The 22,158-nt window shown below is 72.4% G+C and carries 17 protein-coding genes; 13 read left to right on the top strand and 4 right to left on the bottom strand.

The genetic code is table 11. From position 1 onward, the window contains the following. Positions 1-125: 125 nt before the first annotated feature. Entirely contained in the window at positions 126-812 is a 687-nt protein-coding gene (locus AC067N_RS17595; protein ID WP_478679781.1) for a response regulator transcription factor, read from the top strand. 9 nt (positions 813-821) lie between these two features. After that, positions 822-2,237: a sensor histidine kinase gene (locus AC067N_RS17590; protein WP_478679780.1), complete on the top strand. Its 1,416-nt coding sequence runs from the start codon at positions 822-824 to the stop codon at positions 2,235-2,237. A 272-nt stretch (positions 2,238-2,509) separates the two neighbouring features. Here AC067N_RS17590 and AC067N_RS17585 read toward each other — a convergent pair whose 3' ends face one another. After that, positions 2,510-3,511 (bottom strand): TAXI family TRAP transporter solute-binding subunit, encoded by a 1,002-nt coding sequence (locus AC067N_RS17585; RefSeq protein WP_478679779.1) that lies wholly within the window; start codon positions 3,509-3,511, stop codon positions 2,510-2,512. Positions 3,512-4,038: 527 nt separating this feature from the next. Here AC067N_RS17585 and AC067N_RS17580 point away from each other — a divergent pair. The 3 genes from AC067N_RS17580 to AC067N_RS17570 all read left to right on the top strand — a co-directional run bounded on the left by AC067N_RS17580 (position 4,039) and on the right by AC067N_RS17570 (position 6,876). Further along, a complete protein-coding gene (locus AC067N_RS17580; protein ID WP_478679778.1) occupies positions 4,039-4,434 on the top strand; it encodes a pyrophosphohydrolase domain-containing protein in 396 nt (131 codons plus the stop codon). A 58-nt stretch (positions 4,435-4,492) separates the two neighbouring features. After that, positions 4,493-6,013, top strand: coding sequence for a tRNA (N6-isopentenyl adenosine(37)-C2)-methylthiotransferase MiaB (gene miaB / locus AC067N_RS17575; protein WP_478679777.1), 1,521 nt, complete (start codon positions 4,493-4,495; stop codon positions 6,011-6,013). A gap of 152 nt (positions 6,014-6,165) precedes the next feature. Further along, positions 6,166-6,876: a class III extradiol dioxygenase subunit B-like domain-containing protein gene (locus tag AC067N_RS17570; RefSeq protein WP_478679776.1), complete on the top strand. Its 711-nt coding sequence runs from the start codon at positions 6,166-6,168 to the stop codon at positions 6,874-6,876. A 54-nt stretch (positions 6,877-6,930) separates the two neighbouring features. On the opposite strand, the gene AC067N_RS17565 is transcribed toward AC067N_RS17570, so the two are convergent. Then, positions 6,931-7,176 (bottom strand): antitoxin, encoded by a 246-nt coding sequence (locus tag AC067N_RS17565; protein WP_478679775.1) that lies wholly within the window; start codon positions 7,174-7,176, stop codon positions 6,931-6,933. Positions 7,177-7,199: 23 nt separating this feature from the next. After that, entirely contained in the window at positions 7,200-7,493 is a 294-nt protein-coding gene (locus AC067N_RS17560) for a hypothetical protein (RefSeq protein WP_478679774.1), read from the bottom strand. A 159-nt stretch (positions 7,494-7,652) separates the two neighbouring features. On the opposite strand from AC067N_RS17560, the gene miaA reads away from it, so the two are divergent. The 6 genes from miaA to hflX all read left to right on the top strand — a co-directional run bounded on the left by miaA (position 7,653) and on the right by hflX (position 15,898). Then, positions 7,653-8,591 (top strand): tRNA (adenosine(37)-N6)-dimethylallyltransferase MiaA, encoded by a 939-nt coding sequence (miaA, locus tag AC067N_RS17555; protein WP_478679773.1) that lies wholly within the window; start codon positions 7,653-7,655, stop codon positions 8,589-8,591. Between the two features lie 102 nt (positions 8,592-8,693). Beyond that, positions 8,694-9,224 carry a hypothetical protein gene (locus AC067N_RS17550; protein ID WP_478679772.1) on the top strand — a complete coding sequence of 177 codons (531 nt, stop codon included), beginning with the start codon at positions 8,694-8,696 and terminating at the stop codon, positions 9,222-9,224. A 58-nt stretch (positions 9,225-9,282) separates the two neighbouring features. Continuing rightward, positions 9,283-10,152 (top strand): diaminopimelate epimerase, encoded by an 870-nt coding sequence (gene dapF, locus AC067N_RS17545; RefSeq protein ID WP_478679771.1) that lies wholly within the window; start codon positions 9,283-9,285, stop codon positions 10,150-10,152. A gap of 296 nt (positions 10,153-10,448) precedes the next feature. Next, positions 10,449-12,596: a RelA/SpoT family protein gene (locus AC067N_RS17540; protein ID WP_478679770.1), complete on the top strand. Its 2,148-nt coding sequence runs from the start codon at positions 10,449-10,451 to the stop codon at positions 12,594-12,596. A gap of 104 nt (positions 12,597-12,700) precedes the next feature. Then, positions 12,701-14,194 (top strand): M1 family metallopeptidase, encoded by a 1,494-nt coding sequence (locus tag AC067N_RS17535; protein ID WP_478679769.1) that lies wholly within the window; start codon positions 12,701-12,703, stop codon positions 14,192-14,194. A 207-nt stretch (positions 14,195-14,401) separates the two neighbouring features. After that, positions 14,402-15,898, top strand: a complete 1,497-nt coding sequence (gene hflX / locus AC067N_RS17530; RefSeq protein ID WP_478679768.1) for a GTPase HflX — start codon at positions 14,402-14,404, stop codon at positions 15,896-15,898. A 692-nt stretch (positions 15,899-16,590) separates the two neighbouring features. Here the strand turns inward: hflX and AC067N_RS17525 are convergent. Continuing rightward, on the bottom strand, positions 16,591-17,820 hold the full coding sequence (locus tag AC067N_RS17525; protein WP_478679767.1) for a trypsin-like serine peptidase: 1,230 nt from the start codon (positions 17,818-17,820) through the stop codon (positions 16,591-16,593). A gap of 379 nt (positions 17,821-18,199) precedes the next feature. Here AC067N_RS17525 and AC067N_RS17520 point away from each other — a divergent pair, with 379 nt between their 5' ends. After that, positions 18,200-19,690 (top strand): diaminobutyrate--2-oxoglutarate transaminase family protein, encoded by a 1,491-nt coding sequence (locus tag AC067N_RS17520; RefSeq protein ID WP_478679766.1) that lies wholly within the window; start codon positions 18,200-18,202, stop codon positions 19,688-19,690. A 228-nt stretch (positions 19,691-19,918) separates the two neighbouring features. Further along, positions 19,919-22,144, top strand: coding sequence for an IucA/IucC family protein (locus tag AC067N_RS17515; RefSeq protein ID WP_478679765.1), 2,226 nt, complete (start codon positions 19,919-19,921; stop codon positions 22,142-22,144). Positions 22,145-22,158: the final 14 nt, after the last annotated feature.

Genomic DNA, 22,158 nt, shown 5'->3' with positions numbered 1-22,158 from the left:
CCGCGCGCGTGTCCCATACACGGGAGCGTTGGTGAACCCGACGTCGGCCCCGGTGCGCGTAAGGTGTGCCAGCCGAGACCGTATGTACGACCACCGTACGCCCGACCGAACCGGAGGGGGCCGGAATGAGGCTGCTCCTCGTCGAGGACGACAACCATGTCGCGGCCGCGCTGTCCGCGGTCCTGGCCAGGCACGGCTTCGACGTCACCCATGCCCGCAGCGGTGAGGAGGCCCTCCAGGCGCTTGTCCCGGAAGGCGCCGGCTTCGGCGTCGTCCTGCTCGACCTCGGCCTGCCCGACCAGGACGGCTACGAGGTCTGCGGCAAGATCCGCAAGCGCACCAGCATCCCGGTGATCATGGTGACCGCCCGTTCCGACGTGCGCTCCCGCATCCACGGCCTCAACCTCGGGGCCGACGACTACGTCGTCAAGCCGTACGACACCGGTGAGCTGCTCGCACGTATCCACGCCGTCGCCCGGCGCCGGGGCCCCGACGAGTCCGCGGCCCCCGGTGACACCGGGCTGCGCCTCGGGCCCGTGCTCATCGAGCTGCCCACCCGCCAGGTCAGCGTGGACGGCTCGGTCGTCCAGCTGACCCGCAAGGAGTTCGACCTCCTCGCGCTGCTGGCCCAGCGGCCCGGGGTCGTGTTCCGCCGGGAGCAGATCATCAGCGAGGTGTGGCGCACCAGTTGGGAGGGGACCGGGCGCACCCTCGAAGTGCACGTCGCCTCCCTGCGGTCGAAGCTGCGCATGCCCGCCCTGATCGAGACCGTGCGCGGGGTCGGCTACCGGCTGGTGGCCCCGACGCCGTAGCGTTCCCGCGTGCGCACTCGTCTTCTTCCGCTGCTCATCGTCCTGATGGCCGCCGTGCTGCTGGCCCTCGGCATCCCGTTGGCGGTGAGCCTGGCGGCGGCGCGCCAGCAGGAGGTGGTCGTCGACCGCATCGACGACACCGCGCGCTTCGCGGCCCTCGCGCAGTTCGTCACCGAGTCACCGACCCGGTCCCGGACGGACACCTCGGGCGACGGCCGCCGGGAGACCCTCCAGCGTGAGCTGGAGCAGTACCACAGCGTGTACGGCATCAAGGCGGGCGTCTTCTACCGCGACGACAACCGGGGCCCCATGGCCAACGCCCCCTTGGGCTGGGACGTGCCCGAGGCCGGCGAGGGCAAGGACGCGTTCGACGAGGCGCTGCTGGGGCGGCGGCCGCACGACCCGGAGCAGGTGTGGCCGTGGCAGCGCGGCCGCCTCGTGGTCGCCTCCCCGGTCATCCACGACGGTGACGTCGTCGCCGTCGTCGTCACCGACTCGCCCACCGGCCAGATGCGCTCCAAGATCCTGCGCGGCTGGCTGATCATCGGCGCCGGCGAGATCGCCGCGATGCTCCTGGCCCTCGGCGCCGCCCTGCGGCTGACGGGCTGGGTCCTCAAGCCCGTGCGCGTCCTCGACACCACCACCCACGCCATCGCCTCCGGACGGCTGAAGTCACGGGTCGCCGTCGCCAGCGGACCGCCCGAACTCCGGCGCCTGGCACGGTCGTTCAACGAGATGGCCGACAACGTCGAGGACGTCCTGGAGCAGCAGCGCGCCTTCGTCGCCGACGCCTCCCACCAGCTGCGCAACCCGCTGGCCGCGCTGCTGCTGCGCATCGACCTGCTGGCGCTGGAACTGCCCGAGGGCAACGAGGAGATCGCCTCCGTCCGCACCGAGGGCAAGCGCCTCGCACAGGTCCTCGACGACCTGCTCGACCTGGCGCTCGCCGAGCACGCCGAGTCGGATCTGCGTCTCACCGATGTCGGGGAGCTGGCCGCCGAGCGCGTCGCCTCGTGGTCGCCGCTCGCCGAGGACAAGGGGGTGACGCTGGTCGGCATCTGTCCGGCCACCACCGCCTGGGCCGACCCGGTCGCCCTGTCGAGCGCCCTGGACGCGGTGATCGACAACGCGCTGAAGTTCACGCCCGCCGGGGAGCGCGTCGAGGTCGAGGTCGCCCCGAACGGCCCGGACTGCACGGTCGTCGTCACCGACGGCGGCCCCGGCCTCAGCGACGAGGAGCTGGAGCGCGTGGGCGACCGCTTCTGGCGCAGCACCGCGCACCAGAACATCAAGGGCTCGGGCCTGGGGCTCTCCATCTCCCGGGCCCTGATAGCCGCGGGCGGCGGCTCCATCTCCTACGCCCACCACAAGCCACACGGGCTCAAGGTGACGGTGACGGTGCCCAGGTCACGCCCGCAGGGCTGACCGGCACGGCGTGAGGGGCGGCCCGGTCACGGCCCGCCCGCTCCGGTCCGCCGACCGTGCCGCCTGCGGCCCGGCCGCCCGCACCCCGGCTCGCCCACCGCCCCGCTGCCGCCCGCCCGCTCCGGCTCACGCCCGAGGCCGCCGCCCGGTTCCGGCTCGGTCGTCCGCCGGCTCCAGCCCACCGCATCAGGTGTCCGGCCGGCCCGGCTTCCGCTCGGCCGCCCGTCCGGATCCGGTCCGCCCGACCTCCCGGGCTCGCCCGACGCGTCCCACTACGGTTTGACGGACTGGTAGTACCGCTTCGCCCCCTCGTGCAGGGGCAGCGGATTGGTGTAGATCGCGGTGCGCAGGTCAACCAGCTGGGCCGCGTGGACCCGCTTGCCGATCCTGTCCCGGCTCTTGATGACCATGCGGGTCAGCCACTGGGTCAGCCGGGGATCCATGTCCTCGCGGGTGATCAGCAGGTTCGCCACGGTGATGGTGGGCACGGTGGAGCCCCGGAGGATCGTCGGGTAGGCGTCGGCGGGCATCACGGACGCGCGGTAGTGGCTGTAGACGGAGCCCTGGTCGTGCAGCTTCGCCACGAGTGCGCTCTCGATCGGCACGAAACGGAAGTCGTACGCGTACTTCTTCGCCAGATCGGCGAGGCCCTTCGTGGGCAGTCCGCCCGACCAGAAGAAGGCATCGATCCTGCCCTCGCGCAGGGCGTCGGGGCCCGTGCGGATGGTGTCGCTGCGCGCGTCGATGTCCTTGTCGATGTTCAGCCCGTCGGCGGCGAGTACACGGCCCGCTATGAGCCGTACGCCGGAACCCTCCGGTCCGACGGCCACCCGCTTGCCCTTCAGGTCGGCCACCCGCTGGACGGGCGAGGTGGCGGGGACGACCAGCTGCACATAGTCGTCGTACAGCCGTGCGAGGCCGCGCAGCTTGTCGGCGCCGGGTCTGCCCTGTTCCACATACGTCTGCACGGCGTCGGCTGCGGCGATGGCGAAGTCGGCCTCCCCGGTGGCCACGCGGCTGACATTCGTCTGGGAGCCGTTGCTGCTCTTCAGGGCGATCCTCAGATCGGGCATGTCACCGCCGATCGAGTCCCTCAGCAGCTTGCCGTATTCCTGGTAGACGCCCTGCGGGGCGCCCGTGCTGAGTGTGATCGTCCCGCTCGGGGGCGTCTCACGCGGCCACAGCCACCACGCCAGCAGCCCGAGGACCACCAACGAGGCCGCCGAGCCCAGTAGCGCGCGACGCCCGCCGACGTGGGGGAATACCTGGACCATGCGCGAGATCCTGCCAGGTCACCGGGACGGGCGGCCAGGATCGCGACCATCCGGTGCGAGCTCGTGACACGGGGGTGATGGGGGCGCGCTCCCGCAGACCGCCTCGGGCGGGCCGTGCCGGCCCCGCGGCACCGGGGCAGTACCTCACGACGGGGGCCGCCGGCACCGGGTTCGCCGTGCCGGGAGCCCGGCGCGTACGGTCCCGTCGGCCAGGTCGGCGGCGGACGGCCACCGCCGGCGGAGGCGGGCCGACTCCTGGTGTCTGAGCGCGCCCGGTCACTCGGTCGCCATCCAGTCCCGGTGACCGCTGACCTCCCGGACCTCCTGCCGCACGCCGTTGACCGGGCTCGTGTACGTCAGCCGTGCCTGCGGGTCGGCCGCGTGCAGCCGGACCAGCGCACGGACCCGCCGGGCGGGCGCCTCGCGGGCCGGCTCCTTCGGGCCCTGCTCGGGGAGCGGGGGCGCCGGCGGGCGGTCGGGGAACCGGAGGTTCGGACGCGCCGGACGGTGGTCGATAGGGTCGGCGGATGAGTTCCTCTCCCGCCCGTCTGGTCCGCGAGTTCCATCGCGCCTTCGGTCTCGACGCCCGTACCGAGCCGACCGAGGTCTCACCCGAGCTGGCCGCCCACCGCGGCGAACTGCTCGCCGAGGAAGCGGCCGAGGTGGCCGAGGTGGCGGTCGGGGGTCCGCTCGACCGGCTGGCGCACGAACTCGCCGACGTCGTGTACGTGGCGTACGGCACCGCCCTCGTCCACGGCATCGACCTCGACGCGGTGATCGCCGAGATCCACCGCTCCAACATGACCAAGCTGGGCCCCGACGGCCGCGTCGCCCGCCGCGCAGACGGCAAGGTCCTCAAGGGGGACCACTACCGGGCGCCCGACGTCGCCGCGGTCCTGCGCGAGCAGGGCTGGACCGGCTGAGACGGGCGGGCACGGGGTGAGGGGCGGGGCGCATCCGCGGAGCGCCTACCCTGGTGACATGACCAGCAGCGACCGGAGCCAGGCAGTGGGCGTCAAGACATACGAAGTACGCACCTACGGGTGCCAGATGAACGTCCACGACTCCGAGCGCCTGTCCGGTCTCCTGGAGGAGGCCGGGTACGTGCGCGCACCCGAGGACGCCGGCGAGGGCAACGCCGACGTCGTCGTCTTCAACACCTGCGCCGTACGCGAGAACGCCGACAACCGCCTCTACGGCAACCTCGGCCGCCTCGCCCCCATGAAGGCCTCCCGGCCCGGTATGCAGATCGCCGTCGGCGGTTGTCTCGCGCAGAAGGACCGCGACACCATCGTCAGGAAGGCGCCCTGGGTCGACGTCGTCTTCGGCACGCACAACATCGGCAAGCTGCCGGTCCTGCTGGAGCGCGCCCGGGTCCAGGACGAGGCGCAGGTCGAGATCGCCGAGTCCCTGGAGGCGTTCCCCTCCACCCTGCCGACCCGCCGTGAGAGCGCGTACGCGGCCTGGGTCTCCATCTCCGTCGGCTGCAACAACACCTGCACGTTCTGCATCGTCCCCGCGCTGCGCGGCAAGGAGAAGGACCGCCGTACCGGCGACATCCTCGCCGAGATCGAGGCGCTGGTCGGCGAGGGCGTCTCCGAGATCACGCTCCTCGGGCAGAACGTCAACGCGTACGGCTCCGACATCGGCGACCGCGAGGCGTTCAGCAAGCTGCTGCGGGCCTGCGGGACGATCGAGGGCCTGGAGCGCGTCCGGTTCACCTCCCCGCACCCCCGTGACTTCACCGACGACGTGATCGCCGCCATGGCCGAGACGCCGAACGTGATGCCGCAGCTGCACATGCCGCTCCAGTCCGGTTCGGACACCGTCCTCAAGGCGATGCGCCGCTCGTACCGCCAGGAGCGCTACCTGGGGATCATCGAGAAGGTCCGCGCCGCCATCCCGCACGCAGCGATCACCACCGACATCATCGTGGGCTTCCCCGGCGAGACCGAGGAGGACTTCGAGCAGACGCTGCACGTGGTGCGTGAGGCCCGTTTCGCGCAGGCGTTCACCTTCCAGTACTCCAAGCGCCCCGGCACCCCCGCGGCCACCATGGAGGACCAGATCCCCAAGGAGGTCGTGCAGAAGCGCTACGAGCGTCTCGTCGCCCTCCAGGAGGAGATCTCCTGGGAGGAGAACAAGAAGCAGGTCGGGCGCACCCTGGAGCTGATGGTCGCCGAGGGCGAGGGCCGCAAGGACGGCGCCACCCGCCGGCTGTCCGGCCGCGCCCCCGACAACCGTCTCGTCCACTTCACCAAGCCGGACCAGGAGGTGCGCCCCGGTGACGTCGTGACCGTCGAGATCACGTACGCCGCCCCGCACCATCTCCTCGCCGAGGGCGCCGTCCTCGACGTGCGCCGGACGCGTGCGGGCGACGCCTGGGAGAAGCGGAACGCCGCCGCCGAGGCGAAGCCGGCGGGGGTGCTGCTCGGTCTGCCCAAGGTCGGGGTTCCGGAGCCGCTGCCCGCGGCGACCACCGGTGGGTGCGGGGGGCACTGACCGCCTCCTGCCTGTGGGACGCGTACCGGGTCCGGCTCGGTCCTGCGCCGTGGTGCGCGGGCCGACGGTTCGGAGGGGGCGGACGCGCGGTTCCCCGCGCTCCTTTACGGCGGCGTGCGCATCCGGCGGCGGTGACGGTTACCCTGCGGATCATGCTTGTCGCCGCCGCCGTCTGTCCCTGTCCTCCGCTGCTCGTGCCCGAGGTGGCCGCGGGGGCCGCGCCCGAGCTGGACCAGGCGCGGGAGGCCTGCGCGGACGCGCTCGGGGTGCTCGCGGCGGCCCGGCCGGGACGGCTCGTGGTCGTGGGGCCCGCCGAGCGGGACGGGCGCTACGCGCAGGGCGCGCGCGGGTCGTTCCGGGGCTTCGGCGTCGATCTCGACGTCCGGTTGGGGCAGGGGGAGCACACGGAGAAGTCCCCCGAAGGCGCGCTGCCGGCCTCCCTCGCGGTGGCCGCCTGGCTGCTCGCCCGCGCCGACCGGGCCGTCCCCGTGGAGGGGGTCGCCGTGGCGGAACCGCTCGCCGCCGAGCGGTGTGTCCGACTCGGACGGGACATCGCCGGGGCGGCCGAGCGGGTGGTCCTGCTGGTGATGGGCGACGCCAGCGCGTGCCGGACCCTCAAGGCGCCGGGGTATCTGGACGACCGTGCCGCCGGTTTCGACGCGGCGGTCGCGCGGGCGCTCGCCACGGTGGACACCGCCGCACTGAAGTCGCTGGACGCGGGCCTCGCCGGGGAGTTGCAGGTCTCCGGCCGCGCCCCCTGGCAGGTGCTCGCCGGTGCCGCCGAGGACGCCGACCTGGGCGGCGACCTGCTGTACGACGACGCGCCCTACGGCGTGGGGTACCTGGTGGCGACCTGGTCGTGACACGGCGGACGGCCGGGAGCGAGACGCTCCGCGGCCGTCCGTCGATGAAGGCGATCAGGAAGCCGGAGGCGGCGGGGTGCCGCCGCGGTCCTCCTTGTGCGCGAGTCGGTCCATGGCGTGCTTCGCCCTGCCGGTGCCCGACTGGATCCTGTTGCTGTACTTGCCCTTGGTCTTCCTGTCGACCGCGTGCGCTGCCTTGTCGAGACCGTGCTGGATCTTGCCCTCGTGCCTCTGCGCGAGGTGCGAGACCTTCTCCTTGGCCGGGGAGAGTCTGGATTTCACATTGTGCAGAAGACCCATGGTTCACCTTCCCGCGCGGTTCATCACTTGCGGGCGCCCTCACCGGCCTCGTTGTCGGCGGCCTTTTCCGCGGTCTGCTGCTGGGGGATCTCGACGTCGTCCCCCGTGTCGGCAGCAGCCTCCGCCACGGCGTCCTTCGCCCCGTCCTCGGAACCGGCCTCCGGCCGGGCGGCCTCGGCAGCGCCCTTCGCCTCGTCCGGCTCTTCCGTCGTGGTCTCGGTCGTCGCCGCGCGGGGCGTCCCGGCGGCCTCCTCCGAGCCCTTGGCCTTGCGACGGAACAGCGAAAAAACGCCCATATCAACCTCAATGCTACTCATGCGGACTAATTCCCGCGCTTCCCGGAGCGTCCGGTTGCGTCAGCCGGGTCACCGGCACTCGAAACCGGCGCACAGAACACGCAACACGCAACGACCCCGTCCGTGTCGCGTCACGTAGCTCGTTCGAGATGAGGCCCCGAGGTTTGCGAGACTGGGGCGGTGAGTAGCGCAGTTCCCGCCCCGCGGGTCATCGCAGTCGTCGGCCCGACCGCGGCGGGCAAATCCGATCTGGGTGTCTTCCTGGCCCAGCGCCTCGGCGGCGAGGTCGTCAACGCCGATTCCATGCAGCTCTACCGGGGGATGGACATCGGCACCGCCAAGCTGACCCCCGAGGAGCGCGACGGAGTCCCGCACCATCTCCTGGACATCTGGGACGTCACGGTCACCGCCAGCGTCGCCGAGTACCAGCGGCTCGCCCGGGCCCGGATCGACGCGCTCCTCGCCGACGGGCGCTGGCCGATCCTGGTGGGCGGCTCCGGCCTGTACGTCCGGGGGGCCGTCGACAACCTGGAGTTCCCCGGTACGGACCCCGAGGTCCGGGCCCGCCTGGAGGAGGAGCTCGCACTGCGCGGGTCCGGCGCGTTGCACGCCCGGCTCGCCGCCGCCGACCCGGAGGCCGCCCACGCCATTCTGCCGAGCAACGGCCGCCGTATCGTCCGGGCCCTGGAGGTGATCGAGATCACCGGGAAGCCCTTCACGGCCAATCTGCCCGGCCACGACTCGGTCTACGACACCGTGCAGATCGGTGTCGACGTGGCCCGCCCCGAGCTCGACGAGCGCATCGCGCGCCGCGTCGACCGCATGTGGGACGCCGGACTCGTCGAGGAAGTGCGCGCACTGGAAGCGCAGGGGTTGCGCGAGGGGCGTACGGCGTCGCGGGCGCTCGGCTACCAGCAGGTCCTCGCGGCGCTCGCCGGGCAGTGCACCATGGACGAGGCCCGTGCGGAGACCGTCCGCGCCACCAAGCGCTTCGCGCGCCGTCAGGATTCATGGTTCAGGCGCGACCCGCGGGTGCACTGGCTCAAGGGGGGGCTCGCGGACCTTGCGGAACTCCCGCAGCTCGCACTGGCGTTGATCGAACGACCGGTTACAGCCTGATCACGTCATGGCATCGGGTCGCCCCGGCGGTCATCCCGGCCTCCGGGAGCGTGCCATCATCGAGCTTCGATCGACCAAGTGGAGTCCGAGTTGGGAGGGCGCGTGGCGATGGAGGCCGGCCCTCGCGACACCGCACAAGGCGCGGAGCACGGCACCGCGGAAGACGCGGACCAGCTGGTTACCGAGGGGTACGCACTGGACCTCGACGGCGGTCCGCTGAGCCCCGACGGGCCGGACGAGCAGACTCCGGACGGCGTGACCGACGACGGACCGGAACCGGACGAGATGTCCGCACCCGAGGTCGAGGTCGAGCTGCGCCCCCAGCGCAGGCTGCGTCTGTGGCAGCTCGCGCCCATCGTCGGACTCGGCGCGGTCGGCTCGCTGATGTTCGCCTTCCCGCTCGCCTTCGAGTTCGGCGACGGCGGTGCCGTGGTCGCCATGCTCGGTCTGCTGATCTGCTTCATGGCCGGCGGCTGGGGCATGATGGCCGCACGCCGCGTGGGTTACACGTGGCCCGGTCTGCCCGCGCGGGGCTCCGGGCGCCGCCCGGACTGGCGCGTCGTCCTGGGGTACGCCCTGGTGCTCGCCGCCGTGGTCGTGCTGGCCGTGTGGCGCGTGGCCCGGCTGCGCTGAGTTCCCGACGCGTCCGACGCCCGCCGGGAACGTCGTACCCACCCCGTACGATCGAGGAATGAGCACGCGGATCGCCTTCCTCAAGGGTCACGGGACCGAGAACGACTTCGTGATCGTCCCCGACCCCGAGAACGTCATCGACCTCACCCCGGCCGCCGTCGCCGCGCTGTGCGACCGGCGCGCGGGCATCGGCGGCGACGGCGTGCTGCATGTCGTACGGGCGGCCGCGCACCCCGACGCCGAGGGGATGGCGGACGAGGCAGAGTGGTTCATGGACTACCGCAACGGCGACGGTTCGATCGCCGAGATGTGCGGGAACGGCGTGCGGGTCTTCGCGCGCTACCTCCAGCACGCCGGTCATGTCACCGAGGGCGACCTCGTGGTCGCCACCCGCGGGGGCGCGAAGAGCGTCCACATCGCCAAGGACGGTGACGTCACCGTCGGCATGGGCAGGGCCCGCCTCCCCGAGGGGGACGTCACGGTCAGCGTCGGCGAGCACAGCTGGCCCGCCCGCAACGTGAACATGGGCAATCCGCACGCGGTGGCCTTCGTCGACGACCTCGCCGAGGCCGGCGACCTGTACACCCCGCCGCCGTTCAGCCCGGCCGCCGCCTACCCGGACGGGGTCAACGTCGAATTCGTGGTCGACCGGGGCCCGCGCCATGTGGCGATGCGCGTCCACGAGCGCGGCTCCGGGGAGACCCGGTCGTGCGGCACGGGCGCGTGTGCCGTCGCCGTGGCCACCGCACGCCGGGACGGCGCCGACCCTGCCGTGACCGGCACCCCGGTCACGTACACGGTCGACGTGCCCGGCGGAACCCTGGTCATCACCGAACGGCCCGACGGCGAGATCGAGATGACCGGCCCCGCGGTGATCGTCGCCGAAGGGGAGATCGACGCCAACTGGCTCGAAAACGCCCTGCGTTGAGCGATGTGAGGCTCGACACAGTGGTATGCGGGTCGCGGATGCCACGCGTGTGCGGGGCGAAGCGCTGCTCAGGAGGGTGAATCCCAGGCAGGGCCGGGGTCGAGTGGCTCGAAACCGCACGCACCAGAACCTTCGCTCGAATGGGTGATCCGTTTCACGCTGGGCGAGAGGCGGTCAGGCGGGCGTGATGGGCTCGGTAGCATCAAGCACCGGCACGGACGGGGGAACGACACGATCCCTGAGCCGCCGCACGCCATGGGGCACCCGTCCGCCGGTCCACGCAGCCGGAGGTGCCCATGAGCGCGGAGGCCACGAACCCCGCCGTATCGCCCGCCCCTGCGCCGCCAGCAGCGCACCGCAGGAAGGGCCGACCGCGTATCGACCTGCGGCGTCTGGGCCGTGCCGCACTGCTGGGGCCGGCCACCCGTGACCGGCTGCCCGACGCGATCAGCCATGTGGCCGAGGCCCACCGCGCCCACCACCCCGACGCCGACCTGGAACCGCTGCGCCGGGCGTACGTCCTCGCCGAGTCCTCGCACCGCGGTCAGATGCGCAAGAGCGGCGAGCCGTACATCACCCACCCGCTCGCCGTGACCCTGATCCTCGCCGAACTCGGCGCGGAGACCACGACCCTGACGGCCTCTCTGCTCCACGACACGGTCGAGGACACGGATGTGACACTCGATCAGGTGCGCGAGCAGTTCGGCGAGGAAGTGCGCTATCTCGTCGACGGCGTCACCAAGTTGGAGAAGGTCGACTACGGCGCCGCCGCCGAGCCCGAGACCTTCCGCAAGATGCTCGTCGCCACCGGCAACGACGTCCGCGTGATGTCGATCAAACTCGCCGACCGGCTGCACAACATGCGCACCCTCGGCGTGATGCGCCCCGAGAAGCAGGAACGCATCGCCAAGGTCACCCGGGACGTGCTGATCCCGCTCGCCGAACGCCTCGGCGTCCAGGCACTCAAGACCGAACTGGAGGACCTCGTCTTCGCGATCCTCCACCCCGAGGAGTACGCGCACACCCGCGAGCTGATCGCGGACAACGCCGCCCGGGAGAGCGACCCCCTCGCCGAGATCTCCGAGGAGGTGCGCGGAGTCCTGCGCGAGGCCGGCATCCAGGCCGAAGTCCTCATCCGGCCCCGGCACTTCGTCTCCCTGCACCGCGTCTCCCGGAAACGCGGGCAGTTGCGCGGCACCGACTTCGGACGGCTCCTGGTCCTCGTCAACGAGGACGCCGACTGCTACGCCGTCCTCGGCGAACTGCACACCTGTCTCACCCCGGTGGTCTCGGAGTTCAAGGACTTCATCGCCGTACCGAAGTTCAACCTGTACCAGTCGCTGCACACGGCCGTGGCCCGCGGTGACGGGCAGGTCGCCGAAGTCCTCATCCGCACCCACCAGATGCACAAGGTCGCCGAAGCGGGCGTCGTCGCGCTCGGCAACCCCTACGCCGCCCCCGCCGAGGACCAGACCGACGGCGACGGCGAGCGCGTCGACCCGACCCGCCCCGGCTGGCTCTCCCGCCTCCTCGACTGGCAGCAGGCCGCGCCCGACGCCGACATGTTCTGGTCCACCCTGCGCGAGGACCTCGCCCAGGACCGCGAGATCACCGTCTTCCGGCCCGACGGGGGCGCGCTGGGCCTCCCCGAGGGCGCCAGTTGCGTGGACGCCGCGTACGCGCAGTACGGCGAGGACGCGCACGCCTGTATCGGCGCCCGCGTCAACGGCCGTCTGGCGACGCTGAGCACGGTCCTGAAGGACGGCGACACCGTCCAGCTCCTGATGGGCCAGGACCCCGCCTCCGAGCCCTCGAGGGAGTGGCTGGAGCACGCCCACACCCCCGCCGCGCGCATCGCCATCCAGCGGTGGCTCGCCACCCACCCCTCGTCCGCCGCCGACGAGCCGGACGCACTCGACGCCGAGCGCAAGGACGAGGCGCCCGCCCCCCGCCCCGCCCACGACGAGCCCGCCGCACCCTCGGACACCGCGAACGCGGTGGTCGTCGCCGACCAGCCGGAGGCGAACGTCCGCCTCGCCGGCTGCTGCACCCCCGTACCGCCCGACGAGGTCACCGGCTTCGCCGTCCGCGGGGGAGTGGTGACCGTGCACCGGGTCGAGTGCGCCGCCGTCGCGCGCATGAAAGGCCTGGGGCGCGCGGAGATCGCCGTGCGCTGGGGGGACACCACCGAGTTCCGGGTCACCCTCGTCGCGGAGTCGTTCCAGCGCCCCCACCTCCTCGCCGACCTCACCGAGGCCATCGCGCTGGAAGGCGTCGCCATCGTCTCCGCCACCGTCGAGCCCCCGACCCAGCAGCGCGTGCGGCACACGTACACGGTGCAGCTCCCGGACGCGGCCCTGCTCCCGAACCTGATGCGGGCCATGCGCGATGTGGCGGGCGTGTACGACGTGGCCCGGCCCCAGCACCAGGCCGCCGCCCAGTAACCACCCGAGGGCCGGGCGGCTCGGCGGAGGGTCGGGCCGCCCGTTCGGGTGGGGCCGCTGCGCGTCGGCGGGGTGGAGCCCGGCCCCGCTGGTAGCGGTGGTCCATGCCGCTCACCCCACGCCCCAGGGCCCGCCGTACCAAGGCGGCGCTGCTCACCTCCGCCGTCTCCGTCTGCCTGATCGCCGCGAGCGCGCCCTCGCCGGCCGTCCCCCTCGGCGTCGGCGACCGCCTCTTCCCGCACCTCGGCAACCCGGGCTACGACGTGGAGTCGTACGACCTCGCCCTCACCTACCCCGGCGACAACGGAAAGCCCCTGTCGGCCGTCACCACCATCGACGCCCGGACCACCTCCTCCCTGGACCTGGTCAACCTCGACTTCACCCACGGGAAGGTGAACACCGTCGAGGTCGACGGGACGCCCGCCGCCTTCACCACTGCAGGTGAGGACCTGGTGATCACACCCCGGGAGCCGCTCCCCGAGGGCAGGCGGACGCGCATCACCGTGCGGCACACCAGCGACCCCGTGTACACCGGCGCCAAGGAGGGCGGCTGGGTACGGACCGCGGACGGGCTCGCCATGGCCAACCAGGCCGACGCGGCGCACACGGTCTTCCCCTGCAACGACCACCCGTCCGACAAGGCCATGTTCACCGTCCGCGTCACCGTTCCCGCGGGCTACACGGCCGTCTCCAACGGGCTGGACGCCGGGATCGAGCGCGGTCGCGCCACCACCACCTGGACGTATCGCACCGCCCACCCCATGGCGACCGAACTGGCCCAGGTGTCCATCGGCCGCTCCGTGGTGCTGCGCCGCACAGGGCCGGACGGCCTGCCCGTGCGCGACGTGGTCCCCGCCAAGGACCGCGAGCGGCTCGAACCGTGGCTGAAGAAGACCCCGGCCCAGATCGAGTGGATGCGCGGCAAGGTGGGCCGATACCCGTTCGAGACGTACGGGGTGCTCGTCGCCGAGGCGCAGACCGGGTTCGAGCTGGAGACACAGACCCTCTCCCTGTTCGAGAGGGAGCTGTTCACGAGCCCCGAGTACCCGGAGTGGTACGTCGATTCGATCATGGTGCACGAGCTGGCCCACCAGTGGTTCGGCAACAGCGTCAGTCCGCGCACCTGGTCCGACCTGTGGCTGAACGAGGGGCATGCCACCTGGTACGAGGCCCTGTACGCGGAGGAGGCGGCGGGCGTGTCCATGGAGGCCCGGATGAAGGACGCCTACCTCGCCTCCGATCAGTGGCGGGCCTCCGGAGGACCCCCGGCGGCACCCAGGACGCCGGCGGCCGACGACAAGATCGGCATCTTCCGGCCGAACGTCTACGACGGGGCCGCGCTCGTCCTGTACGCCCTGCGCGAGGAGATCGGCCGCCCGGCCTTCGAGCGGCTCCAGCGCTCCTGGGTCGCCGTCCACCGCGACGGCGTGGCGTCCACCGCCGACTTCCAGCGGCTCGCGTCCAGGACCGCCGGGCGTGACCTGGACGCCTTCTTCCAGGGCTGGCTCCACGCGGAGAAGACGCCGCCGATGCCGGGGCACCCGGACTGGAGAGCCGCACCCGCGGAGGCTTCGGCGCAGCGGGAGGCGGGAAAATAACCCGCGTGACGAGACGAGGCGTGCCGTGCGACCATCTTCGAGTCGGCGGCGCGGCCCACTCCAGGTCAGCCGTGGACCGGCCCCCAGGGGCGGGTCCAGGGTCGGCCGAGGCCGGATCCGGGAATCTCCCGGCAGGCCCGGGCGTTGTCGCCAATGACGGACCGAGATCCGTCGCCCCTTCGGTATCCCCATCGACGTAAGGATCCAATGACCTCCTCTTCATCCCCTTCCCAGGCCGCACAGCGCGCCTTCGCGCAGAACAACCCCGAAGGTCTTCGGGCCGATGCCCTGATGGAAGAGGACGTCGCCTGGAGCTTCGAGATCGACGGCGAGCGGGACGGCGACCAGTTCGACCGCTCCGAGCGCGCGGCCCTGCGCCGCGTCGCGGGCCTCTCCACCGAGCTCGAGGACGTCACCGAGGTCGAGTACCGCCAGCTCCGCCTGGAGCGCGTCGTGCTCGTCGGTGTCTGGACCACGGGAACCGCGCAGGACGCGGAGAACTCCCTGGCCGAGCTGGCCGCCCTCGCGGAGACCGCGGGCGCGCTGGTGCTCGACGGCGTGATCCAGCGCCGCGACAAGCCGGACGCGGCCACCTACATCGGTTCCGGCAAGGCCGACGAGCTGCGGGACATCGTCATCGAAACGGGCGCCGACACCGTCATCTGCGACGGTGAGCTGAGCCCGGGGCAGCTCATCCACCTCGAAGACGTCGTCAAGGTCAAGGTCATCGACCGTACGGCCCTGATCCTCGACATCTTCGCCCAGCACGCCAAGTCCCGAGAGGGCAAGGCACAGGTCGCGCTCGCGCAGATGCAGTACATGCTGCCGCGACTGCGCGGCTGGGGTCAGTCGCTGTCCCGGCAGATGGGCGGCGGCAAGGGCGGCGGCCTCGCCACCCGTGGTCCCGGTGAGACCAAGATCGAGACGGACCGGCGACGGATCCGCGAGAAGATGGCGAAGATGCGCCGGGAGATCGCGGAGATGAAGACCGGCCGCGAGATCAAGCGCCAGGAGCGCCGGCGCAACAAGGTGCCCTCGGTCGCCATCGCCGGCTACACCAACGCCGGCAAGTCCTCCCTGCTCAACCGCCTCACCGGCGCGGGCGTCCTGGTCGAGAACGCCCTGTTCGCCACCCTCGACCCGACCGTGCGCCGGGCCGAGACCCCGAGCGGGCGGCTGTACACGCTGGCGGACACCGTCGGCTTCGTACGGCACCTGCCGCACCACCTCGTCGAGGCGTTCCGCTCCACGATGGAGGAGGTCGGAGACTCCGACCTGATCCTCCACGTGGTCGACGGCTCGCACCCGGCGCCGGAGGAGCAGCTGGCCGCCGTACGGGAGGTCATCCGTGACGTGGGCGCCACGAACGTGCCCGAGATCGTGGTGATCAACAAGGCGGACGCGGCCGACCCGCTGACCCTTCAGCGGCTGCTGCGGATCGAGAAGAGTTCCATCGCCGTCTCGGCCCGCACCGGCGAGGGCATCGCGGAACTGCTCGCGCTCATCGACAGCGAACTGCCTCGCCCGTCGGTCGAGATCGAGGCACTCGTGCCGTACACGCACGGCAAGCTCGTGGCCCGTGCCCACACCGAGGGCGAGGTGATCTCCGAGGAGCACACCCCGGAGGGCACCCTCCTCAAGGCCCGGGTGCACGAGGAACTGGCGGCGGACCTGGCACCGTACGTACCGGCGCCGACGGTCTGACCCGTCGTACCGTCAGGCCCGTCCCTCGGCAGGGGCGGGCCTGACGGCTGTGCGGAGCCTTTCCGGCCGCTGCCGTGGTGCCGCCGTCGCACCGGCCCGGCGACACCGTGGCCCGAGCGCTCGGGCGGCCGGCCCTGGCCTGCTGACGATCGCTCACGGACCGCGGTACGACATGCTCAGGCCGTCACACAGCGCCTTGGCGCCCTCGCCCGGCCGGGGCCCGCGAGCCCAGGTGCCGTCGGCCGGGCCGATCGACGTGTTCCAGACGGGCCGAGGCGCGCCGTCGACCATCCGGAACCGGCCGCCGCCCGACGAACCACCCGTCCGTCCCGGACGCCGTGGAGCGCCGGGAAGTCCACGTCCAGGGCCGCGTCGACGGTCCCCTCCAGCGACCTGGACCGGCCTTCACGTGGTACGGCGTCATCTCTGCCGCCGCCTCGACCGGAGCGGGAGGCGGGTCACTCGGTCCGGTGGCGGCAAGGAGAGGGTGCCGCCGATCCGAGAAGCGCATGGTTCTCGACCCCGGTCGGAACTGCCCCCTGTGTCACGCCCACCTTGCGGGGGCGGTTGGGGGACTGGCGCAGGGCGCGTGGCCGAACGTCTCCGCGCGCCACATCTCCCACGACGCTTCGGCGGCCGCCTTCCGACAGCCGCCGAAGTCGTCGTACGCGGTCGTCACCGCGTACCGGACGTCACCGCTTGCCGAACTTCTTGCTCACCGCGTCGAACACACCCCGGGCCTCCTTGCCCAGCCGCGGGCCGGCCAGCCAGCCCGCGCTCACCGGGCCGATGGAGGTGTTCGACACCAGCGCCGGCTTGCCGTCCGAGCCGATCGCCACCCAGCCGCCGCCCGACGAACCGCCGGTCATGGTGCAGCCGATGCGGTACATCGTCGGGTCGGACTCGACGAGCGAGAGCCGCCCCGGCTTGTCCGTGCACTGGTACATGGCCTCGCCGTCGTAGGGGGCGCCGGCCGGGTACCCCGTCGCGGTGATGCTGTCCACCTGCGGGACGGCGGGTGCGTCGAAGTCCACCGGCAGCGCCGAACCCACCATCTCCTCCAGGGACTTGCCGCTGCCCTCCTCCGGTGTCACATGGATGACCGCGAAGTCGTACGCCGCTCCGTCGCCGCCCTTCTGGCCGCCCTGCTCGATCCACTGGTCCGACGTCTGCGCCCAGTCGCCCCACCAGACCCCGTAGGGGGCGACCTCATCCTGGGTGGCCGTCTTCATTTCCGACGCCGACAGAGCGCTGTCGTTGTACGAGGGGACGAAGGCGATGTTGCGGTACCAGCCGCCCGACTTCCCGGCGTGCACACAGTGCCCGGCCGTCCACACGAGGTTGGATTTGCCCGGGTTGGCCGGGTCCTGCACCACCGTCGCCGAGCAGACCATCGTGCCCTCGGGCGCGTCGAAGAAGACCTTGCCCGCCTCCGGCGCGTTGGCGTGGTACTTCGTCGCCACCGCCTCCGCCTGGACGGCCTGCGGGGTCGGGTCGGTGACCCCCTGGTCGCCGGTGAGGTCGCTCTCGTCGACCTCCTTCTCCGGCTCCTCGGCGTCCCGCATCCGGTCCGGGTTCCACAGGTCCTTGATGATCGGGTTGACGTAGTCCTCGGCCTCGCGCAGCCAGTCGTCCTTGTCCCAGTCCTTCCAGGCCCCGCCCCGCCACTTGTCGAGGTCGATCCCGTGTTCCTTGAGCTTCTCCTTGATGTCGTCCGGGATCCGGATCTTGCCGTCGCCACCGCTGCCGCCGTCCTGGGCGGACGACGACGCCTCCCCGCTCGCCGTGGTGTCCCCCGAGCCGCAGGCGGTGGCGGTCAACGACAGGGCCGTGGCGAGACCGACCGCTGCCAGGACGGGGGACGTTCTGCGGCGCACGCTCCTTCCACGACGAGCGGCGAAGAGCGGGCGTATGAGTCGCATGGTCTGAACTCCCCTGGGGCGTTAGAGAACTCTGTGCTGCGGAAGCGGTTCACGTACGGCCTTTCCGTACGCCCGCCGCCTCCTCGTACGGCTCCGACACGACTCGCGCTCGGCTTCGTACGTCTGCTTCCTCGTACGTGGTCGCCGTACGCGCGGCTTGGTGCGGATCCGCCGAGCCGGGGCGTCCCTCCGGAGCGGCACCACACACTATGCGGTCCCTGTAGGGGACATCCGATGGAACGGCAACGGTTCCGTCACGGCAAGGATCTTCGCCTCACCCGCTTCCGAGTGCGTGCCGCGTCGTTGGTACGGGCGGGGACCCGCCGGTGCTCGGTGACCCCTGCCAACTCGCCTCTGAGCAGCGGGAGGAAGTGTAGTCGTGGCGGTGACCGAGTCTGCGGTGGCACCTGTGGAGAGCGAGCCCGAGCCCGCGCCTGCGGGCCACGAGGACGAACGGGCGCCCGCACAGCGGGAGTACGAGGGGGCGCGCACGTCCCACGAGGGGATCCTGCGGCGGCAGGCGGCGCGGGAGTCGGCGGCGCGCACCTACGCGCGTGCCCTGCCCATCGTGCCGGTGAGGGCACGAGGGCTGACCATCGAAGGCGCGGACGGCCGCCGCTATCTCGACTGCCTGTCCGGCGCTGGCACCCTCGCCCTCGGGCACAACCACCCGGTCGTCCTGGAGGCGATCCGCAAGGTGCTCGACTCGGGCGCCCCGCTGCACGTCCTCGATCTGGCCACCCCCGTCAAGGACGCCTTCACCACCGAACTGTTCCGCACGCTCCCGGCCGGTCTCGCGGAGCGCGCCCGGGTGCAGTTCTGCGGGCCCGCCGGCACGGATGCCGTGGAAGCCGCCTTCAAGCTGGTGCGGGCGGCGACCGGCCGCACCGGGTTGCTCGCCTTCACCGGCGCCTACCACGGTATGACCGCCGGGGCGCTCGAAGCGTCCGGAGGCGCCGGTGACGTGCGGGTCGCGCGCCTGCCGTATCCCCAGGACTACCGCTGCCCCTTCGGTGTCGGCGGCGAGCGCGGCGCCGAACTCGCCGCCCGCTGGACGGAGTCCGTCCTCGACGACTCGAAGTCCGGTGTGCCGTTGCCCGCCGGGATGATCCTCGAACCCGTCCAGGGCGAGGGCGGCGTCATCCCCGCGCCGGACGGCTGGCTCCGCCGGATGCGCGAGATCACCGCGGCGCGTTCCATCCCGCTGATCGCCGACGAGGTCCAGACGGGCGTGGGGCGCACGGGTCGCTTCTGGGCGGTCGAACACAGCGGGGTCGTCCCCGACGTCATGGTCCTCTCCAAGGCCATCGGCGGCAGCCTGCCCCTGGCCGTCGTGGTCTACCGCGACGACCTCGACGTGTGGCGGCCCGGCGCCCACGCGGGCACCTTCCGCGGCAACCAACTTGCCATGGCCGCCGGGACCGCCACCCTCGCGTACGTGCGCGCCAACGGACTCGCCGAGCGCGCCGAAGCCCTGGGCCGCCGCATGCTCACCCACCTCCGCCGCCTCACCGAGGAGTTCACCTGCGTCGGCGACGTACGGGGGCGGGGGCTGATGATCGGCATCGAGATGGTCAACCCGGACGCGGCCCCGTCCTCCGGTGTCACCGGCCCGCATCCTCCCGCACCCTCCCTCGCCACCGCCGTCCAGCGTGAGTGCCTCCGCCGCGGTCTGATCGTCGAACTGGGCGGCCGCCACGCCGGCGTCGTCCGTCTTCTCCCTCCTCTGACGATCACCGACGAACAGGCCGGCGCCGTACTCGACCGCCTCACGGACGCGATCGCCTCCGTGGCCTCGGCAGCAGCGCGGGGGGCGGGAACCAACGGGCCCGAAGCAATCGTGCGCCCGGGGCGCACGCCGGGCGGTTGAGTGTCCGAACAGCCAGGGAACCTCCCTTCGCCCCCACCTCCGGGCGCCGAGCGGGCCCCCCATGCCGCCGCCCCGGCGCCCTCGGCAACCGGCCCGCCCGGACGCTGACGACGTGACGACGTCTCGCACCGGCCTCGCCCCCCGGCGCTCACTCCGCGTGAGCCCGCACTCCTCTCCACCGCACACCGCACGACCACCCCGCCCGGACCACCACATCCAGGAATCTCCTTGACCGCGACCCCTGCCTTCCCAGGCCGTACCGACGCACCCGAGGGCGACGCCCCTCTCCCACGGGTTCCCCTCGCACCGGCCGCACCTGACGCCCTGCCAGAGGACACCCGCACCCGGCACCGGAGCACCGAACACCCCGCCCTCACCACCGGCGATCCGCTGGACCATCCCGACCCGCGCATCGCAGCGCAGGCAGCGGCCGTCGAGAACCTGCTGCGGTGCTGGGTACGCGAGCACGACCTCTCCCGCCCCGGCGAAGACACCCTTCGCATCCCCCTCACCGCCACGGGTGCGACCCTCGTCGTTCCGGTCCGCCACTGGTCCCCGACCGGCTGGCACCGCTTCGGTTTCCCCCGCCTCGCCGACGCCCCCGCGACGGCGCCGCCCGCAGACGCGGTGACGGTGGCGGCCCTGCTGGCCAGAGAGGTTGCCGCCGTCGGGGGGACGGCCCGGCGGGACGCGGGGGAGCCGGTCGCCGGCGCATCGCCCGGCCCCGCGGCGCAGTCCTCGGTGCCGCCCGCTGCCGACCGCTCGGCCCGGCCGGGCCGACCGGCCTCGCCCGGCCCGGCCGCCCCCCTGGGCCCACCCGCCCGGCTCGGCCGACCGGCCCCGCTCGACCAAGCCGCCTCCCCCGAATCCCCCGACCCGCTCGACCTCGTCGGCAGGGTCGCCGACTCCGCACGACGTGTCGCCGGGTTCATCGCCGAGCGTCGTGCCCGACCGGACGACATCCCGGATCACTTCCTTGCCGCAGAGCAGGCTCTCGTCCTGGGCCATCCACTGCACCCCACCCCGAAGAGCCGGGAAGGGCTGTCCGAGGCGGAAGCGCGGCACTACTCGCCCGAACTCCGGGGCTCCTTTCCCCTGCACTGGATGGCCGTCGCCCCGTCCGTTCTGTCGACGGACTCGGCATGGACGGAGCGCGGCCGAGTCGTCCCAGCCGAACAACTGACCGCACGGCTGGCCGGCACGGGTCTGCGGCTGCCCGACGGCCATGCCGCCCTCCCCGTCCACCCCTGGCAACTGCGCGAGGTCCGACACCGCCCGACCGTCGCCGCCCTGCTGGACGCCGGACTGCTGATCGACCTCGGCCCCCACGGCTCCCCGTGGCACCCCACCTCCTCCGTCCGCACCGTGCACCGCACGGCTGCCCCCGCGATGCTGAAGCTGTCACTGGGGCTGCGGATCACCAACTCCCGCCGCGAGAACCTCCGCAAGGAGCTGCACCGAGGCGTCGAGGTCCACCGTCTGCTGCGCACCGGTCTGACCAGGCAGTGGCGGGCGACCCACCCGGGGTTCGACATCATCCGCGACCCGGCCTGGCTGGCGGTCACCGCGCCGGACGGCGACCCCGTGCCCGGCCTGGACGTGGTGATCCGGCACAACCCGTTCGGACCGGCGGACGACGCGCGCTGTGTGGCTGGGCTCGTATCACCGAGGCCGTACAGGGACGGGCCGTACGCGGGCGGGCCGTACGCGGATGGCGGGCAGCAGGCGGGCCGCATCCCCGGGCAGCGAGCGTCCTTCCACAGCCGAGCGCCGCACCACCTCGCCGACCAGCGGTCGCCCGGCCGCGCCGACCGTCCGCGGGAGCGCCCCACGCCGCGGTCCCGGCTCGCCGAGGTCGTCACCCGGCTCGCCGGCCGAACCGGCCGCCCCCTGCGCGTCGTCGCCGCCGAGTGGTTCCTGCGCTACCTGGAACAGGTCGTACGGCCCGTGCTGTGGCTGGACAGCGAGGCCGGGATCGCCCTCGAAGCCCACCAGCAGAACACCGTCCTCCTGCTCGACCCCGACGGCTGGCCCATCGGCGGCCGGTACCGCGACAACCAGGGCTACTACTTCCGCGAGTCCCGTCGCGCGGACCTCGACGCCCGGCTGCCCGGCATCGGTGAGCACAGCGACACGTTCGTCTCCGACGAGGTCGCCGACGAACGGTTCGCCTACTACCTCGGCGTCAACAACGTGTTCGGTCTCATCGGCGCGTTCGGCTCGCAGGGCCTCGCCGACGAACGGCTGCTGCTCGCCGCCTTCCGCCGATTCCTGGCCGACGTCGCCACCGGCCCCGCCCGGCTGGACACCACCCTCCCGGCCCTGCTGCTCGCCTCACCGGTCCTGCGCTGCAAGGCCAATCTGCTGACCAGGCTGCACGGCCTCGACGAACTCGTCGGCCCGGTCGACACCCAGTCCGTCTACGTCACCATCGCCAACCCCCTCCACATCTGACCCGATCACTGACG

It is taken from the genome of Streptomyces sp. NPDC042364 (assembly GCF_056437585.1).
Note: the sequence above shows the minus strand (reverse complement) of the source record. Positions and strands in the feature narration are given on the sequence as shown.

Coding starts and splice junctions, on each gene's coding strand:
- AC067N_RS17585 (WP_478679779.1), bottom strand. CDS start 3,511: ATGGTCCAGGTATTCCCCCACGTCGGCGGGCGTCGCGCGCTACTGGGC.
- dapF (WP_478679771.1), top strand. CDS start 9,283: ATGAGCACGCGGATCGCCTTCCTCAAGGGTCACGGGACCGAGAACGAC.
- AC067N_RS17560 (WP_478679774.1), bottom strand. CDS start 7,493: ATGAGTAGCATTGAGGTTGATATGGGCGTTTTTTCGCTGTTCCGTCGC.
- AC067N_RS17540 (WP_478679770.1), top strand. CDS start 10,449: ATGAGCGCGGAGGCCACGAACCCCGCCGTATCGCCCGCCCCTGCGCCG.
- AC067N_RS17570 (WP_478679776.1), top strand. CDS start 6,166: ATGCTTGTCGCCGCCGCCGTCTGTCCCTGTCCTCCGCTGCTCGTGCCC.
- hflX (WP_478679768.1), top strand. CDS start 14,402: ATGACCTCCTCTTCATCCCCTTCCCAGGCCGCACAGCGCGCCTTCGCG.
- AC067N_RS17580 (WP_478679778.1), top strand. CDS start 4,039: ATGAGTTCCTCTCCCGCCCGTCTGGTCCGCGAGTTCCATCGCGCCTTC.
- AC067N_RS17595 (WP_478679781.1), top strand. CDS start 126: ATGAGGCTGCTCCTCGTCGAGGACGACAACCATGTCGCGGCCGCGCTG.
- AC067N_RS17525 (WP_478679767.1), bottom strand. CDS start 17,820: ATGCGACTCATACGCCCGCTCTTCGCCGCTCGTCGTGGAAGGAGCGTG.
- AC067N_RS17565 (WP_478679775.1), bottom strand. CDS start 7,176: ATGGGTCTTCTGCACAATGTGAAATCCAGACTCTCCCCGGCCAAGGAG.
- AC067N_RS17535 (WP_478679769.1), top strand. CDS start 12,701: ATGCCGCTCACCCCACGCCCCAGGGCCCGCCGTACCAAGGCGGCGCTG.
- miaB (WP_478679777.1), top strand. CDS start 4,493: ATGACCAGCAGCGACCGGAGCCAGGCAGTGGGCGTCAAGACATACGAA.